Consider the following 17,766-nt stretch of genomic DNA (forward strand, 5'->3'; position numbering starts at 1 on the left):
GGACCTTCCCTAAGAAGATCTCAATGTTGGCTTGAGATCGAAGTTATGGAGGATTGCGCGCGGTATTTTTCGCGGGATCTTGAACTGAACTCTGCGCCTCGATGGCTCTTATTTCCTCCACGAAGGCCGGGATCAGATAAGGGGCGACGCAAGCGCCAATTTTCACGTGGTCGTTGGTGAAGTAATTCTCGCGATGAAGAAGGTTCATGGTGCCGAGTATCTGGCCATGAAGGACGACGGGAATATTGATGGCAGAACCGAGGCCAAGGCTGGCTATTAGCCCGTAGTCGGGGAATGCCCATTGTATGTCCCTGCTGGTACGACCCAGCCAGGGCTTTTTGCCTTCTAAGACCGCTGAGCTCCAGGGCGTCGTGCCGATGCGTTTTCGCCCTGCCAGGGGATAGGCAGCCTTATTTGAACTCCAGAAGCGCTCCATCTCACTGCCGCCTGGAAGAATCGCAAGGAGTGTAAATAGGCGATGGCCTACGAGGTGCTGCATTGCAGTTTCCACGGCGTAATAGATGTCGGCGCGGTCACCTGATTGCGCCAGTGCATCGGCAATCCTTTCCATCTCGCTAAATTCATTCACGGCGGATTGGGTTGTCAGGTTGCGCGCAGCTTGCGCACCGGAAATGGGAAATGGATGTTGTGGAAGGGAAGGGCTGCCCAGTTCGGGCAGCCGTCGCCATGCGGAGCCGAGCCGTCGCTTTGGCAAGTCCCGTGGCCATGTTCCGAGTGGCTCGCGTCATGCAAGGGCCGCGGACCGGATGCGCTGATCAGGCGCCCGAAGTTGAAAAGGCACCACGTCAGCATGGCGCGCCGGAATGGAATGAGATGAGCCGCGAACAAATATTCGGGTGAGCCATCGATCCGTGCCGTCAAATCGCGGCGTAAAAGGGGTGCGAGCGTGCGAAGTGCGAATATTGTCGATGAGAACAAGGTCGCCAGGCTGCAGGTAGACAGTAGCTGCTACCTGGTCGGCCGCCGTGGAAAAGGCTTGAAGTGCCTCAGCGGCCTCCTCCGTTTCATGCGGCAAAATGAGTGAGCCGTCATAGCGAAGATTGTCATCGCCATCAGTAAGTAAAAACAGTCGTGTGGTGGGGTCGGGGTCTGCATCGCTTCGGAATGCCAAGTCCACGTGCCATTGCAATGGCGTGGTGCGAAGTGTGTGCAAATCTCTTTCGCCAAGCATTGGCGCTATTTTACGAACCGATGTAATTCGCGTCTGGGCTACGTGCTCATGATCAGCGCGGGCGCATGCGATTACAAGGTAATCGGGCTGCTGGACGTGGTATGCCATTTCCGTATGGAATCGAAGTTCCGTATCGTAGTTGTGCGCGGTAAGTCGATGCGCACCTAGCGCCGGATACACGTCCTGAAAGACGCTCCCGAAGCGATTCTCTTTGTATCCTGTGGCCTTGCCGACGACCATTCCAATGAGCGCGATCCAGGCTTCCGTATCTAGCAACGGGCGATCGACGGGAGTTGGATAACTTGATGGCGTCGGAGGGAGGGCATCTTCGTCGATCGGCAGCCCCTTCAAATGCAGGAAGCCATCATCGTTTCCGCGCTGTCTGAAGTCGCTCACGCGCTTCAGCAAAGGTGCTGGAATTTCGACAGATAGCTGAGCTGCTACCGAGAAAAATCCTGCAAGGTCTTGGCGGGGGTGGGTCGGTAGTCTGCGCTTGAGTTCACAAAGGGCGTCGTGAAATGGGCTGCAGTCAATCGTGCACATTGAAGTTTGCATAGGAGTCTCCATCCTCAAAGTTGCATGTGCATGTGATATACGGCAACGGTGCCGCGGGTTGGGTGGCGGAAGGCATTGGGGACCGTGGCCACGATTTGAAATCCGAGGCTCTGCCAGAGCCGGACTGCAGCTACGTTTGACTCGACGACAGCGAACGCTTCCATGGCGTTGTATCCAGTACGACGAGTAGCATCGATGACGTGCATCGACAACGCTCGCCCCACGCCTCGACAGCGATGCTCCGGGCTCACCATCAGATCGAAATTTGCGATGTGGTCGCCATTTCCGTATCGCATCGGTTTGGTTTGCATTGCGGCGACAACTCTTCCGGATTGTTCGGCTATGTAGACAGCTGAGCGAGCTGGCTTAAACCAAAGAGCGAATGCGTCTTCCTGTGTCGAATTGCGTGCGTATGGATGAGTTTCTCCGCAGGCAACAACTGCATTCCAGATAGGCCAGATGCTAAGCCAGTCACTGGCATGAGCATCGCGAACGACTAGTTCGCGTTCCGTAATTCCGCTAATTTTAGGCGGTTCGATGACTGCAATGGACATTGGCGTCCCCATTGATGAACTCGGCGGGACTATTGTCTTTCTCTCGCTGTTAAAAAGGGTCGCTTTGCACATAATGTGCAACGCTAACGGAGGATCACGTTCCCTAACGGCTTCGATCTCGTGGCTGTGCGCGAACCTGTTGTGCATCGCCGCGTTTCATTGAGTCGATCAGCGCATGTTATTTCTTCGCTGGGAATTCATCATCGAAGACGCGGTGGACTGCCGAGGAAATTAAAACACTGCCAAACTTCAAAGTGAGGTGCTTTCAAAGGTCTCGAGACTGACGCCGCCGAGGTGGCGATGGCGGCGGGTGGGGTTGTAAAATATTTCGATGTAGTCGAAGACGCCGGCGCGGGCCCAGCCCCGGGTTTTGTAGACGCGTTTGGGAATGCGCTCCTTCTTCAAGCTGCTGAAGAACGATTCGGCGACGGCATTGTTTCAGCAGTTGCCCCGTCGACTCATGCTCGGCGAGAGGCGATGCGAACGACAGAACCGCTGCCAATCATCGCTGCCGTACTGTGAGTCTTGGTTTGAATGGACGATCACGTCCTGGCCTGACCTGGCTTGCGCCGCCACAACGCCATCAACAGCGCGTCGAGCACCAGGCCGCACGCCATGGTGGGTTTCATCGATCGACCCACGAGCTTGCGTGGGTACAGATCGATCACCGCGGCTAGGTACAGCCAGCCTTGCCAAGTTCGCATGTAGGCGATGTCGGTGACCCAAGTGCGAATGGGTGCTTCAGTACCCACGCTCAGGTTTCACGGTGAGCTTGGGCCGAGCCAACGGTGGTCAATGGGGCCTGAAGATAGTGGTGCAGCGTGGGATCGTCACGCGGTGCGTTGGGTATGCAGATCTTTCTGAAGTGACGAATCTCTCAGGCGGTAGGTCCGGACGGCACTTGTGTTTTTTTGTGCCGTAGCTACTTGTGGTGCGGGAGAAAAGAGTGAGCTATGGCGACTAACTTTCCTTGCTTAAGTTCATGAATGCGTAATAGGATCTGACGTAGACCGGATGCAGTTTGTGCCGGGAGGGGCGGACGCTGTTGAGGGCTATTGGGCTGCATGAGCGCGGCGGCGTCGCTGCCAGAGTTTCGTCGCAGGCCATGATGGCAACGGCTTCGACGCGACCTTCGGTCCGACCCAAGACGACGGTCCCGGAGCCGGGAAGATTAAAGGGGGAAGGATGCGACCTGTTCATTTCATTTCAGGCTTGCCCAGGTCCGGCTCCACGCTGTTGGCGGCCTTGCTGCGACAGAATCCCCGGTTTCACGCGCATATGAGTGGCCCGCTTGCCGGCATGGTCGATGCCATGTTGGGCGAGATGAGCGGGCGAAGCGAGTTCTCAGTATTCATTACCGATGAGCAGCGACAGCGCGTGTTGCGCGGCCTCTTCGCAAGCTACTACGGCGCCGAGTTCGCGACGGACGTCATCTTCGATACAAGCCGCACATGGTGTTCGAAGCTGCCGGTGCTCAGCGAGCTTTTCCCGGACTTCAAGATCATCGCCTGCGTTCGCAACCTGTCCTGGATCGTCGACAGTTTGGAAAGGGCGGTGCAGAAAAACGCGCTGAGCCCATCCTTCATGTTCAATTTCCAGACCGCAGGTACCGTCTATAACCGTACCGAAGGCATCGCCAGTGGCGACGGCATCCTGGGGCATTCCTTCAACGGGTTGAAGGAAGCGTTCTATGGCGAGCACGCGCGGCATTTGATGCTCTTGCAGTACGAAACGCTGGCGCGCGATCCGGCCAGGGCCATGTCGGCGGTCTACGACTTTATCGGCATGCCGCTGTACCAGCACGATTTCGAGAACGTGCAGTTCGATGTCAGCCAGTTCGATGCGCACACCGGCATGCCGGGCTTGCATGCCGTCGGCAGGAAAGTGGCTGCTCCAGAACGCAAGACGGTGTTGCCACCGGACATCTTCCGGCGATTCGAGAACGAGGCGTTCTGGCTCAACAGGCAGGCGAATATCCGTGGCGTGCGCGTAGTGTGAGCCGCCTCATTTTTCGAGGCGCGCCATCGGCTACTCTCGGCTACTAGATCCGGCTCGAGGTGAGCGAGCCGTTGCTGGAAAACGTCCGCGGCCGATGGGTACAGTCGTCCTGGAAGGAGCGTCACGAATGCTAAGCACTTGTCTGTATTCGCCCGCTTGGCCATCGTGACCCTCTGCCAAGAAGACTTGGAACGGGCGCCAAGATTCTTCCTGATTTCCTTTCAAGACGATCGGGTCTCGCATCAATGGAGGAAAGGATGCGTAGCCATAACCGCTTGACGCAATCTCCATGGGGGTAGGGGTTACGGGCTTCGGTGTTACGCAGGGGGCAATTGCGTTCCAACCGTCGGCTCCGAATGACCGGAGTGGCGGGCGAATGCCGCGCCGGGCGTGGCAATTTCTGCGGGTCCGCATTCCACTGAATCCAGAACAGCCGCTTCGGTTGGCCGACGATTGATTCGCTTTCGCGCGCGTCGTCGCGCAGTTCGCAGGTTTCGAAATCAGCGTTCTTGGATTTTCGTACGTGCAGCATCTAGGCGCAGCGGCGATCTGAAGTCGCGCGTGCGCCGGTAGTAGCGGCAAGTTCCGCCGCCAGGAATCGCGCGTCCAAGTTCAGCGAATTTTAGTCCAACCCGGTCCTGCCAGTTTCTGGTCAGGACGATCGCCGGCCAAGGGGAGTTCCCATGAATCGTGTCTTCCGCATCATCTGGTCCAAGTCGCTGCGTGCGTGGGTCGTCACCTCGGAGCTGTCGTCGGGGCGCGGCAAGGGCGGGCGCACGGTCGACGAGCGAGCCATGACGGTGGCGGAGGGTACGCTCGACCGCAAGGCGATCGAGGGCTCGCCGCCGACGATGATGGGGCCGTTGCGCGCATCCATTCTCATGGTGCTGCTGACGGCTTGTGCACCGGCTTGGGCCGCGGATCGTTGGTGGGATCCCAACCACACGGCGGTGGGCATCGGCGGAGCGGGCACGTGGGGGACGAGCGGCGCGTTCTGGAGTCCGAACAGCGACGGCGTCAGCGGCCCCTTCAGTGCATGGAACAACGGTGCGCTGGACGACGCCTTCTTCGCAGGCACGGCCGGGACGGTGACCCTGAGCGGCGCCATCGCCGTCCACAACATTAACTTCCAGACCTCCGGCTATACGCTCACCGGCGGCAGCCTGACGCCGGGCGGCGCCACTCCGACGCTTGCGGTGGCCACTGGCACGGCGACCATTGATTCATCGATCACCAGTGCCAGTGGATGGATCAAGGCCGGCGGCGGCACGTTGACGCTCAACGGGAGCAACAGCTTCGGCGGCGGCATCGACATCAATGGCGGCGGATTGGTGTTGAACGCGGCCAACAGCTTCACCGGGAACATCAATGCGACGGGTGGCAACCTGAGTATCGGCGCGATCGGCAATGCGGCCTTGGGCAATGTTTCCAATCAGATCTACCTGGCCGGCGGGAAGTCCTTCTCGTCGGTCGGCGCGATCTCGAACCGCACTGTCAACCTCACCGGCGGCATCGCGTCCATCGGTGGGGCCGTCGGCAGCCTGTTCTATACCGGTGCTGGCGGCCTGAATGTCGCCAGCGGCGTGGCGCTGACCAATGATGCGAACAATTACACCGGGCAAACACAATTCACCCAGACCAACGGCAACTTCAGCTTCAGCTCGATCGCGGACCTGGGCGTCGCGAGCGCCCTGGGCGCCCCTACGACCGCAGCGAACGGGACCGTCGTGTTCGGCCCGGGTTGTTGCCAGACTTTCGGGCATTACCTCAGCTATACCGGCACCGGTAACAGTTCCAACCGCAACTGGCTGTTCCAGCCAGGCAACTACGCGGGCCCCGCTTACCTGTACAACTCCGGTAGCGGCACGCTGAGACTAACCGGCGACATTTCCGCTACTGCCGGCACGAACAATGGCATCGGGTTCATTGCCAATACCGCCGACCTCGAACTGCTGGGGGTGATCAGCAGCAACAACAACCGCACCATTTCTTTCAGCGCCACCAGCGGAAATGCGGTCCGACTGGGTATCGCCAACACGTTCACGGGCGCGGCTGCGATCGGCGGTGCCGGTACGGTCGAGGCGTCGGTGATCGCCAATGTCGGTGTGGCCGGGTCCTTGGGGGTCAGCTCGGTTTCCATCAATGGCGGCAACCTCTCCTACGTCGGTGCCGGCGAATCGAGCAACAAACCCTGGGGCATCTCCAATGGTTCGCTCAACAGCAACGGCACCGGGGCGCTATCGCTTAGCGGAACGGTCGGCATTGGCGGTACCGCCACCCTGGGCGGCAACTTCACCGGCGCCGACAACGTCATTTCCGGCGTCGTCTCCGGCGCGGGCAGTTTGCGCAGCGCGGGCAATGCCACGTGGACGCTGACCGGCGCCAACACCTATACCGGTAGCACCATCGTCGACTCCGGCGTGTTGCGTGCCGGCACGGCCAACGCTTTCGGCGCGTCCACCGCCGCGCAGGTCAATGGCGGCACGCTGGACCTCAACGACTTCGACAAGACCTTCACCACGCTCGCTGGCACCGGCGGCACCGTGGACCTGGGCACCGCCACGCTTACCTTGCAGGCGGCGGCGGGCACCACGGCGAGCTACGCCGGCAACATCACCGGCAGCGGCGGACTCACCAAGCTCGGCGCCAGCACGCAGACGCTGACCGGCGCCAATACCTACACCGGCAACACCACGATTGGCGGCGGCGTCCTGGCCCTGGATTTCAGCCCCGCCGGCGGCCCGGCCGGCAACATCGTCAGCAGCAGTTCCACGCTCGACATGGCCGGCGGACGCCTCAACGTCATCGGCGCGGCGGGCGAGAGCAATACTCAGACCTTCAATGGTCTCAACATCAGCGCAGGCAACAACACCCTCGACGCCAAGTCCGGTGCCGGCGGCAGCCTGACCGTGAATCTGGGAGCCATCACCCGCACGGGCGGGTTGATGAATTTCAACTTGCCGGTGAGCGGCAACATCACCACCACCAACATCACGTTGGGTGGATGGGCGACGGTCAACGGTACGGATTACGCCAAGGTGGTGGGCGGCAACATCCTTGCGTTCACGCCGCTGGACTACACCAACAAGGACAACGCGGCCAATTGGCTGGACAACGAATACATCACCGATTCCACCGGCTTCTTCAATACGGTGAGCGGCACCAAACAACTCGCGGGCCTGCGTTATACGGTGGCCAACTCGACCACGGTGACTGTCGATCCGGGCCAGACCCTGGGCGTGGACGGCACGATCATCGTCGCGCCTTCGGTGCTGAACACCAATCAGGTGATCACCGGCGGCACGATGACCGGCGCCAATGGCGGCGACCTGGGCATCCAGCAGAACAGCACCGGCAACTTCACCATCGCTTCGCAGATCATCGACAACGGCGCGGGCATGGGCTTCGTCAAGGCCGGCACCGGCCTGGTGACCCTGAGCAACCCCAACAACAGCTACACCGGCGGCACGCGCGTGGCGCAAGGCACGTTGTCGGTGGGCAGCGTCAAGAACGGCGGCGTCGCCAGCAGCATCGGCGCTTCGTCCGCCGCATCCTCCAATCTGGTGCTGGAAGGCGCCACGCTGCGCTATACGGGGGCCGGCGATACCAGCGACCGCGGATTCACCTTCGGCAAGTCGGGCGCCATCGTGGAAAGCGGCGTGGAAGTGACCAACGCCGGCGCCAACCTCAGCTTCGGCGGACTGGTGACCAGCCCGGACGGCGCCAACTTCACCAAGAGCGGCGCCGGCACTTTGACACTCGCCAATGCCGCCAACGACTTTACCGGCATCGTTACCGTCAACGGCGGCCTGCTGAGCGCGACGACGCTGGCCGACGGCGGCCAGGCGAGCAGCATCGGCGCGGGCGGCAGCGCTTCGGCCAACCTGGTCCTCAATGGCGGCGGCCTCCAATACACAGGCGGCACGATCACCACCAACCGCGGTTTTACCCTGGGGAACAGCGGCGGCATCATCGATGTGACCGCCGCTGCCACGACCCTGACCGACAGCGGCATCGTGACGGGCGGCGGCCGCTTGACCAAGAACGGTGCCGGCACGCTGGTGCTGACCGCCGCCAACACGTATACCGGCGGCAACACCGTCAACAACGGCGTCCTGCGCGCGGGTGCCGCAAACGTGTTCGGAGCGTTGACCGCTGCGACCACCAATCTGGCCGATACGGCCGGCGTGATGCTTGACCTCAACAACTTCAACAACGTCATTGGCCCGCTCAACGGCGGCGGCGCCAATGGCGGCAACGTGACGCTCGGCTCGGGCACGCTGCGCATCGCCGCTGGCAATGGCAACTATTCGGGCGTGATCAGCGGCACCGGAGGCGTCTGGCGCACCGACGGCGGCACGCAGACCTTCAACGGCTGCAACCACACCTACACCGGTGTCACCAACTTGCAGGGCGCAGTCCTGAGCGTCAACTGCTTGGCCAACGGCGGCGCGGCCAGCGGCATTGGCGCGTCCAGCAGCGCTTCCTCCAATCTCGTCTTCACTAACGGCAACCTCAACTACACCGGCGGTACCGTCAGCATCGATCGCGGGTTCAGTCTTACAGGCTACGGCGTCATCGATGTGGTCAACGGCACGACGCTCGGCTTCAGCGGCCAGGTCGTCGGTGGAGGCGAGTTGTACAAAGACAACGCCGGCACGTTGGTGTTGTCCGGCAACAACACCTACACCAGCAACACTCGCGTGAGAGGCGGCATCTTGCGCGCCGGCTCGGCCACGGCCTTCGGCACCACCAACTCATTCTGGCTGGACAATACCGCCGGAGTATTGCTGGATCTGAACAATTTCAACGCCAACGCGGGAGCCCTGATCGGCGGAGGCAGCTTGGGCGGCAACATCGCATTGGGTACGGGCACGCTGACGATCAGGGATGGACTCAATCAGACGTACGTCGGCGCGATCACCGGCACCGGCAACCTGGTGAAGAATGGCGGCGGCAACCAGAGGCTCGCTGGCTGCAATAGCACCTACACCGGCGGCACCACCATCAACGCCGGAATCCTGTCGGTCGATTGCTTGGCGGACGGCGGTCTCAACAGCTCGATCGGCGCCTCGACCTCCGACCCGGCCAACCTGGTGATCAACGGCATGCTGAATTACGTCGGTGATGGTGACAGCACCGACCGACGGTTCACCATAGGCACCAGCGGCGCTACGCTGAGCGCGTCCGGCACCGGTATCGTCGAGTTCACCAATACCAATCCGGTGACGCTGTCTGGCGCGAATACCGCCCGCACGCTCACCCTGACGGGCACCAACACCGGCTACAACCTCCTGGCCGCGCAATTGGACAACAACGGCGCGGGCATCACCTCGCTGACCAAGGCCGGCACGGGCACTTGGCGCCTGACCAATGCCAACAGCGCCTACACGGGCGTCACCCGGATCAACGGCGGCGTGCTCAGCGTCGATCAGTTGGCGAACGGTGGCTTGGCCAGCAGCATCGGCGCCTCGTCCAACGCGGCGGGCAATCTGGTGATCGGCAACGGCTCCACGCTGCGCTACACCGGCGCCGGCGATGCCACCGACCGCCGGTTCACCTTGGACACCGGCGTCACCTTCATCGAATCCTCCGGCACCGGCGCGCTGCAGTTCACCAACACCGGCGCGGTCGCCCTCACCGGCACCAATGCCACCCGCACCATTGCCCTGGGCGGCACCAATACCGGCGCCAATACGATGGGCGGCGCCATCGGCGACAACGGCACCGGCAGGACCACGCTGGCCAAGAACGACAGCGGCACCTGGATACTCACCGGCAACAACACCTACACCGGCAACACCGTCATCAACAACGGCAATCTGATGATCGGCAACGGCGGCACCACCGGCAACGCGGGTGCGGGCAACGTGATCGTGGATTCGCCGACCTCCACCTTGTCGCTCAACCGCAGCGACACCTTCACCTTCAGCGGCACGTTGAGCGGCCCCGGCACGCTGGCGCAGATCGGCTCAGGCACCAGCGTGCTGACGTCGGCGAACAACCAGATCGGCGCCACCACGATCGGCGGCGGCACGCTGCAGGTCGATGGCGGTCTGACCACGCCGACCCTCGGTATGACCGGCGCCTCGGCGCTGACCGTCAACGGCGCGGTGCAGGCCACTGGCGGCACGCAGGCCGCGCTCACCGGCGATGCCGGCAACCAGAGCATCGTCGTCAACGGGACGCTGCTGGCCAACGGCGATCTGGGCGATGGCAGCGATACGGTCAACCTGACCGGAACCTTGAACACCGGTGTGGGCGCCCTGAACCTGGGCGCCGGCGACGACACCCTGACCTTGAACGATGGCGCGGCGATTGCCGGCGTCGGCGTCGATGCCGGCACCGGCAGCGCCGACAATCTGGTGATCAACAACGCCGCCGACCTGACCTTCAGCGGTGCCGGCGTCGCCGGCTTCGAACAGCTGACCAAGCAGAACACCGGCGTGCTGACGATGACCGGCAGCCAGGCGTTCAGTGCCGGCACCGCGATCCAAGGCGGCACGCTGGACGTGGACGGCGCACTGGACACGCCGACCGTGGCGATGTCCGACGGCACCACCTTGAACGTGGACGGCACGGTGCAGGCCGCGGGCGGAACGGCGACCGCGATCATCGGCAGCGCCGGCGTCAACACCCTCCTGGTCAACGCTGGCGCGACCTTGATCGGCAACGGCGACCTGGGCGCGGGCAGCGACGTGGTGACTCTCGGCGGTACCTTGAACACCGGCGCGACCGCGCTGAACCTCGGCGACGGCGACGACACCCTCACCCTGACCGACGGTGCGGCGCTCGGCGGTGTGGGCGTCGCCGGCGGCGTGGGCGGCAACGATCGGTTGGTGCTCGATACGGCCTCGGGGCTGGTCTTCGACGGCGGCACCACCGCCGGCTTCGAACTCCTGTCGAAGCAGGGCGCCGGCACCGCCACGATGACCGGCAGTCAAAGCTTCAGCGGTGGCACCACCATCGATGGCGGCACGCTATCCGTGGTCGGTGCGCTGGAAACACCGACCGTGGCCATGGCCGATGGGACGACGCTGTCCGTCCAAGGCTCGATGCAAGCGGCCGGCGCGACGACCGCGACGATCACCGGCAGCACCGGTGCGAACACCGTCAGCGTCGGCGCCGGCGGCAATCTGCTGGCGAGCGGCGACCTGGGCGACGGCAACGATATCCTCGATGTGGCTGGCCGTCTGGACACCGGCGCCGGCGTGTTCGACCTCGGCGCCGGCGACGACACGCTGACCATCCACGATGGCACCAACATCGTCGGTACGGTCGTGGCCGGAGCGGGCAACGACACCTTCAACACCAACATCGCCACTGTCGCCGATCTCGGCGCGGTGCAGGGCTTCGAGACCCTGAGCAAGAGCGGTGCCGGCGTGCTCAACCTCAACGGCCCGCTGAGTTCGGACTTCACCACGGTCGATGTGCAGGCCGGCGTCTTGAACGTGAGCGCATCCGGCAGCGTCACCGCGGCCCCGGGCAACGTCCTTACGACCACGGTCGGCGCGGGCGCGACCTTGAACGTGGACGGCAGCTACGGCTGCGGCGCCGGCAACGACAGCATGAGCGTGTCCGGTACCGTATCGGGCAGCGGCACCATCGACCTGTGCGGCGGCGACGACACCTTGACGCTCAACGACGGCGCGGTGCTGAGCGCGGCCGTCAGCGGCGGCACCGGCACCGGCGATACGCTCGTGCTGAATAACGCCGGCGCGTTGAGCCTGGATGCCGGCAGCACCAGCAACTTCGAAGTACTGCAAAAAGACAACGCCGGCGTGGCGACCCTGACCGGGGCATCGAGCTTCGCCGCCGGTACCGCCATCCTCGGCGGCACCCTGGATGTGGACGGTTCGCTGGAAACGCCGGCCGTCACCCTGGCCGACGGCACCGTGCTCAACATAGACGGTTCGCTGCAAGCGGCCGGCGCGACCGCTGCGACCATCACCGGCAGCACCGGTGCGAACACCGTCAGCGTCGGCGCCGGCGGCAATCTGCTGGCGAGCGGCGACCTGGGCGACGGCAACGACCTCCTCGATGTGGCCGGCCGCCTGGACACCGGCGCCGGCGTGTTCGACCTCGGCGCCGGCGACGACACTCTGACCATCCACGATGGCACCAACATCGTCGGTACGGTCGTGGCCGGAGCGGGCAACGACACCTTCAACACCAACATCGCCACTGTCGCCGATCTCGGCGCGGTGCAGGGCTTCGAGACCCTGAGCAAGAGCGGTGCCGGCGTGCTCAACCTCAACGGCCCGCTGAGTTCGGACTTCACCACGGTCGATGTGCAGGCCGGCGTCTTGAACGTGAGCGCATCCGGCAGCGTCACGCCGGCACCGGGCGGCAGTCTGACCACCCACGTCGCGAGCGGCGCCACCTTGAACGTCGACGGCAGCTACAACGGCGGCAGCACCGCCGATACCTTCACCGTCTCGGGCACCGTCAGCGGCAGCGGCGGCATCGACCTGGGCGACGGCGACGACACCCTGACCTTGAACGACGGCGCGGTCCTGGCCAACGCGATCAGCGGCGGCGTGGGAGCGGGCGATGCGGTGGTGCTCAACAACGCCGGTGCCTTCACTTTCGACGCTGCCAACACCAGCGACTTCGAAGTGCTGCAGAAGAACAACGCAGGCGAGGCGACGCTGACCGGGACGCAGAGCTTCGCCGGCGGTACCGCCTTGAACGGCGGCACTCTGACCGTCGCCGGTAGTCTGGACACGCCGACCGTGACGATGGCCGACGCCACCACGCTCAACGTTGGCGGCAGCATGCAAGGCGGAGCGGGCACCGCTGCGGCGATCACCGGCAGCGCCGGCAGCAATACCGTCAACGTGGCCGCGGGCGCGAGCCTGTTGGCGAACGGCGATCTGGGCGACGGCAGCGACATCCTGGATGTCGCCGGCAGCCTCGACACCGGTACCGGCGTACTCGACCTCGGCGCCGGCGACGACACCCTCAGCATCCACGACGGCACCATCCTCCTCGGCACGGTCGCGGCCGGCGCCGGCACCGATCTGTTGAACGCGAACATCGCGACCAGCGCCGACCTCGGCGCGGTGCAAGGCTTCGAGGCGCTCAGCAAGACCGGCACCGGCGCGCTCAATATCAATGGCCCGGCGGGTTCGGATTTCGTCACCGTCGATGTGCTCGCCGGCAGCTTGAACATCGCCGGCGCCGGCAGCGTGGTCGCGCAGAACACCACCATCGCCAGCGGCGCGGCCTTGAACCTGGTCGGCAGCTATGCCGGCACCGCCGGCAACGACAGCTTCACCGTGGCCGGCACGGTCGCCGGCACCGGCACCTTGAGCCTGCTCGACGGCGACGACACCTTCACGATCCGGGACGGCGCCGATCTGTCCGCGCTGAGCAGTGCCGTCGACGGCGGCACCGGCAACGACACTTTCGTGGCCGACCTGACCGGCACGGCGACCCTGGGCGGCGCGGTCAACTTCGAGACCTTGACCAAGACCAATACCGGCACCTTGAACATCGACGGCCCGGCCGCGTCGGCCTTCACCACGGTCAATGTCGACGGCGGCACCCTCGACATCGGTGCCGGCGGCAGCGTCAGCGGCGTCAACACCGCCACCGTGGCCAACGGCGCCAGCCTGATGGTCGACGGCACGTTCGGCTTTACCTTGGGCGCGGACAGCTTCACGGTCGCCGGCAACGTCAGCGGTTCCAGCGTCATCGACATGCTCGACGGCGACGACCACCTGATCCTGCACGACGGCGCCGACATGAGCGGCCTGGCCACGCCGATCGACGGCGGCGCCGGCATCGACACCCTGACCGCGGACTACGCCGGCACCGCGACCCTCGGCGGCGCCACCCGCTTCGAGACCCTGACCAAGACCAATACCGGCACCTTGAACATCGACGGCCCGGCCGCGTCGGACTTCACCACGGTCAACGTCGACGGCGGCACGCTCGACATCGGCGCCGCCGGCAGCGTCAGCGGCGTGGTCACCACCACGGTCGCCCACGGCGCCACCTTGAACGTCGACGGCAACTTCGCCGGTTCGGCCGGCGGCGACACCATGACGGTGTCCGGTGCCATCGCCGGCAGCGGCGCGATCGCCTTCGATAACGGCGACGACACCCTGACTCTCAACGACGGCGCCGACCTGAGCGGCTTCAGCGGCCTGCTCGACGGCGGCGCGGGCGGCGATACGGTGGTGCTCAACAACGCCGGCGCGCTGAGCTTCGGCGCCGGCAGCGTGGCCAACTTCGAATTCCTGACCAAGAACAACACCGGCACCGCGACCCTGACCGGCGTCCAAAACTTCAGCGGCGGCACCGCGATCAACGGCGGCGAGTTGGCGGTCGCCGGCGCGTTGAGCACGCCGACCGTGACGATGGGCGACGGCACCGGATTCACCGTCGACGGCAGCCTGGACGCAGGGGCGGGCACCGCCGCGGCGATCACCGGCAGCGCCGGTGCCAATACCGTGACTATCAACGGCACGGCCCTGGCCAGCGGCGATCTCGGCGCGGGCGAGGACGTGCTCGACGTGGTCGGCACCCTCGACACCGTGGGCGGCGTCTTCGCCCTCGGCGACGGTGACGACAGCTTCGTCGTCCATGACGGCACCACCGTGCTCGGCACGATCGACGGCGGCGCCGGCCTGGACACGCGCGTCTACGACATCAACCTGAGCGCCAATCTGGGCTCGCTGGCCAGCTTCGAAGGCGTGACCAAGACCGGAACCGGCGTACTCAACGTCGCCGGCCCGGGCGCGACCGACCTGCAGGAAGTCAGCGTGCTCGGCGGCACCTTGAACCTCGGCCCCGCCGGCAGCGTGGTGGCGACCGCGGGCCGCTCGCTGGCCACGGTGGTCGCGGCCGGCGCCACCTTGAACGTCGACGGCAGCTACGGCTGCGGCGCCGCCAACGACACCATGGCGGTATCCGGCACCGTGTCCGGCAGCGGCACCATCGACCTGTGCGGCGGCGAAGACGTGTTGACCCTCAGCGACGGCGCCGTGCTCAACGCAGTCGTCAGCGGCGGCGGTCACGGGACCGGCGACACGGTGGCGCTCGACACCATCAATGCCTTCAGCCTCGATGCCGGCAACACGATCAACTTCGAGTTCCTGCAGAAGAACGGCACTGGCGAAGCCACGCTGACCGGAGCGCAGAGCTTCAGCGGCGGCACCACCCTCAACGGCGGCACCCTGAGCGTGGCCGGCACCTTGCAAACGCCTACCCTGGCGATGGCAGACGGCACCACGCTGGCGATCGACGGCACTGTGCAGGGCCTCGCCGCGGGCCAGACCGTGCTGACCGGCAGCGCCGGCACCAACACGGTCGAAGTGGCAGCCGGCGCCCGCCTGCTCGCTTCCGGCGATCTCGGCGACGGCGACGACGCGTTCGATCTGGCCGGCACGCTCGACACCGGCAGCGGCACCTTGGCGCTCGGTAGCGGCGACGATCGCTTCATCGTCCACGAAACCACCGTCGCGACCGGCACGGTCGAGGGCGGCCTGGGCAACGACACCCTCGAGGCCAACATCGGCGGCGGCTTCAACGTGCCGCTGGGCAGCATGCTCGGCTTCGAGTCGCTGGCCAAGTCCGGTGCGGGTGCGCTGCAGATCAACGGACCGTCCGATTTCATCAACGTCGAGGTGACCGGCGGCCTGCTCGATGTCGCCGCCAGCGGCAGCGTGGCGGCGCAACACACCACTGTCGCGGCCGGCTCGACCTTGAAGGCCACCGGCCTGTACACCGGCACCGCCGGCAACGACACCTTCGGCTCCGCCGGCACGGTGATCGGCAGCTTCGAGTTCGGCACCGGCAACGACACCGCCGATTTCCGCGGCGGCGACCTGAGCGGCCTGGTCCGCTTCGACGGCGGCGCCGGCGGCGAGGACCGGGTGAACTTCCACAGCATGACCCTGGACCAGAGCGACGTCAGCCCGCTGTCCAACTGGGAGCGCGTGGATCTGCTCGCCGGCACGCAATTGACCCTGACCGCAGCGTTGAACCTGGCCGGCGGTTTGCTGTCGATCGACGGCAGCTCGGAACTGATCGGCATGAGCGGCGCAAGCCTGACCGGCAACGTGGCCAACTCCGGGTTCATCCGGGTCGGCGGTACTCGTTTCGGTATCAGTGGCAACTACACCGGGGGCGGCGGGCTGGCATTGACGGTATCGCCCGGCAGCCAGGCCTCGGGCGGCCTGGACATCGGCGGCGACGTCATCGGCATTACCGCGGTGACCTTCCTCGGCGACGGCAGCGAGACCCCGCAGCAGCCGGCCTCGATCCGGGTGATCTCGGCTCCCAACGACAATGCGGCCACCGCGGGCAGCTTCACCGCGGCGAGCGCGAGCGACGGCGTGGTGCGCTTGAACGGCAGCGTATTCCCGTGGACCTTCGACCGCCAAGGCGATGGCTGGTATCTCAACACCGAAGCCAGCGACATCCTGCCGGAAATCGGCGGCTACGCCGTGCTGCCGAGCATCGGTGCCGCCCTGATCCAGGAGAACAACCGCCTGTTGTTCGAACGCATGGCCGGCGTGCGCGGCGACACCCCGCGTTGCGGCTCGCACGAAGACGAGATGGAGCGCGCCTCCTGGTCGCTGGAAGGCGACTGCCACGGCTTCTGGATGGCGGCCACCGGCAGCGAGCTTGAGATGGGCGCCAACCCGGGCTTCGCCTTCAGCGGCGACACGCTCGGTCTATACGTCGGCGCCGATGCGCTGTTGCAGGAGCGCGAAACGCGCAACCTGCGCGGAGGTCTGTTCATCGCGTTCCAGCACGGCAACTACTGGGCCAGCGGCGCCAATTCGACCGACCTGCAAGGCATCGGCGAAGCCAACGTGCGCGTCGATACGCCGATGGTCGGCATGTACGGCAGCGTGAGCTGGAAGAGCGGCACTTACCTCGACATGACTCTAGTCGGCCAATTGCCCGAGGCCACCATCGCGGTCGCCGACGGCTTCAAGGAAGAGATCGGCGGCAACAGCCTGACCGCGAGCGCGCAGATCGGCCATCGCTTCCACCTGGGCAACGGCTGGACGGTCGAGCCGCAAGTCAACTTGAGCGCCAGTGCGATGCAGTGGGAAGACAAGCTCGATGCCAGCGGCAAGCAACTGGTCATGGACGACGACTTGTTGGGAACCGCGCGAGTTGCCGTTCGCGCCGACAAACTGTTTGAGACCTCGGGCGGCGCACGAGTGCGGCCATGGGCAACGCTTGGCGTGCAGGACACCGTGGGCGAGAAGGACAATGCTCTCGTCGTCTTGCCGCCCGGCGCGACCGCACAAGCGCAGGCGTTCCCGAACCACGAACTGGGCTTGATGGCGACTGTCGACGTCGGTGTGGAAGCCGAGTTGAATGAATCCGTTAGCCTGTTCGGTGTGCTGTCCTACGGCGAAAGCCTGGACGGCAGCGACGCTAAGCAGCGCCAAGCTAATCTTGGGATCAGGATTCGCTGGTGAAGGCGAGTGCCTCATG

Annotated in this window: 5 protein-coding genes and 1 pseudogene; 2 read left to right on the plus strand and 4 right to left on the minus strand. The window is 64.6% G+C overall.

Annotated features, from left to right (window positions below; all coding sequences use genetic code 11):
* Positions 1 to 43: 43 nt before the first annotated feature.
* The 4 genes and pseudogenes from J7J50_RS10820 to J7J50_RS10835 form a co-directional block, all read right to left on the minus strand.
* Positions 44 to 589 (minus strand): GAF domain-containing protein, encoded by a 546-nt coding sequence (locus tag J7J50_RS10820; protein WP_215055889.1) that lies wholly within the window; start codon positions 587 to 589, stop codon positions 44 to 46.
* Positions 590 to 745: 156 nt separating this feature from the next.
* Positions 746 to 1,747: a TauD/TfdA family dioxygenase gene (locus J7J50_RS10825; RefSeq protein WP_215055890.1), complete on the minus strand. Its 1,002-nt coding sequence runs from the start codon at positions 1,745 to 1,747 to the stop codon at positions 746 to 748.
* Positions 1,748 to 1,761: 14 nt separating this feature from the next.
* Entirely contained in the window at positions 1,762 to 2,301 is a 540-nt protein-coding gene (locus J7J50_RS10830) for a GNAT family N-acetyltransferase (RefSeq protein ID WP_215055891.1), read from the minus strand.
* A 249-nt stretch (positions 2,302 to 2,550) separates the two neighbouring features.
* Positions 2,551 to 3,038, minus strand: a pseudogene (locus tag J7J50_RS10835) (IS3 family transposase); the annotation flags it as partial.
* Positions 3,039 to 3,486: 448 nt separating this feature from the next.
* Here J7J50_RS10835 and J7J50_RS10840 point away from each other — a divergent pair.
* Together J7J50_RS10840 and J7J50_RS10845 are read left to right on the plus strand one after the other, a co-directional pair.
* The gene (locus J7J50_RS10840) at positions 3,487 to 4,299 is read left to right on the plus strand and encodes a sulfotransferase (RefSeq protein ID WP_215055892.1); all 813 of its coding nucleotides are present in this window, start codon (positions 3,487 to 3,489) and stop codon (positions 4,297 to 4,299) included.
* A 683-nt stretch (positions 4,300 to 4,982) separates the two neighbouring features.
* Positions 4,983 to 17,750: an autotransporter-associated beta strand repeat-containing protein gene (locus J7J50_RS10845; protein ID WP_215055893.1), complete on the plus strand. Its 12,768-nt coding sequence runs from the start codon at positions 4,983 to 4,985 to the stop codon at positions 17,748 to 17,750.
* The last annotated feature ends 16 nt before the right edge of the window (positions 17,751 to 17,766 follow it).

It is taken from the genome of Lysobacter sp. ISL-50, from assembly GCF_018612875.1.
GTDB lineage: Bacteria > Pseudomonadota > Gammaproteobacteria > Xanthomonadales > Xanthomonadaceae > Lysobacter.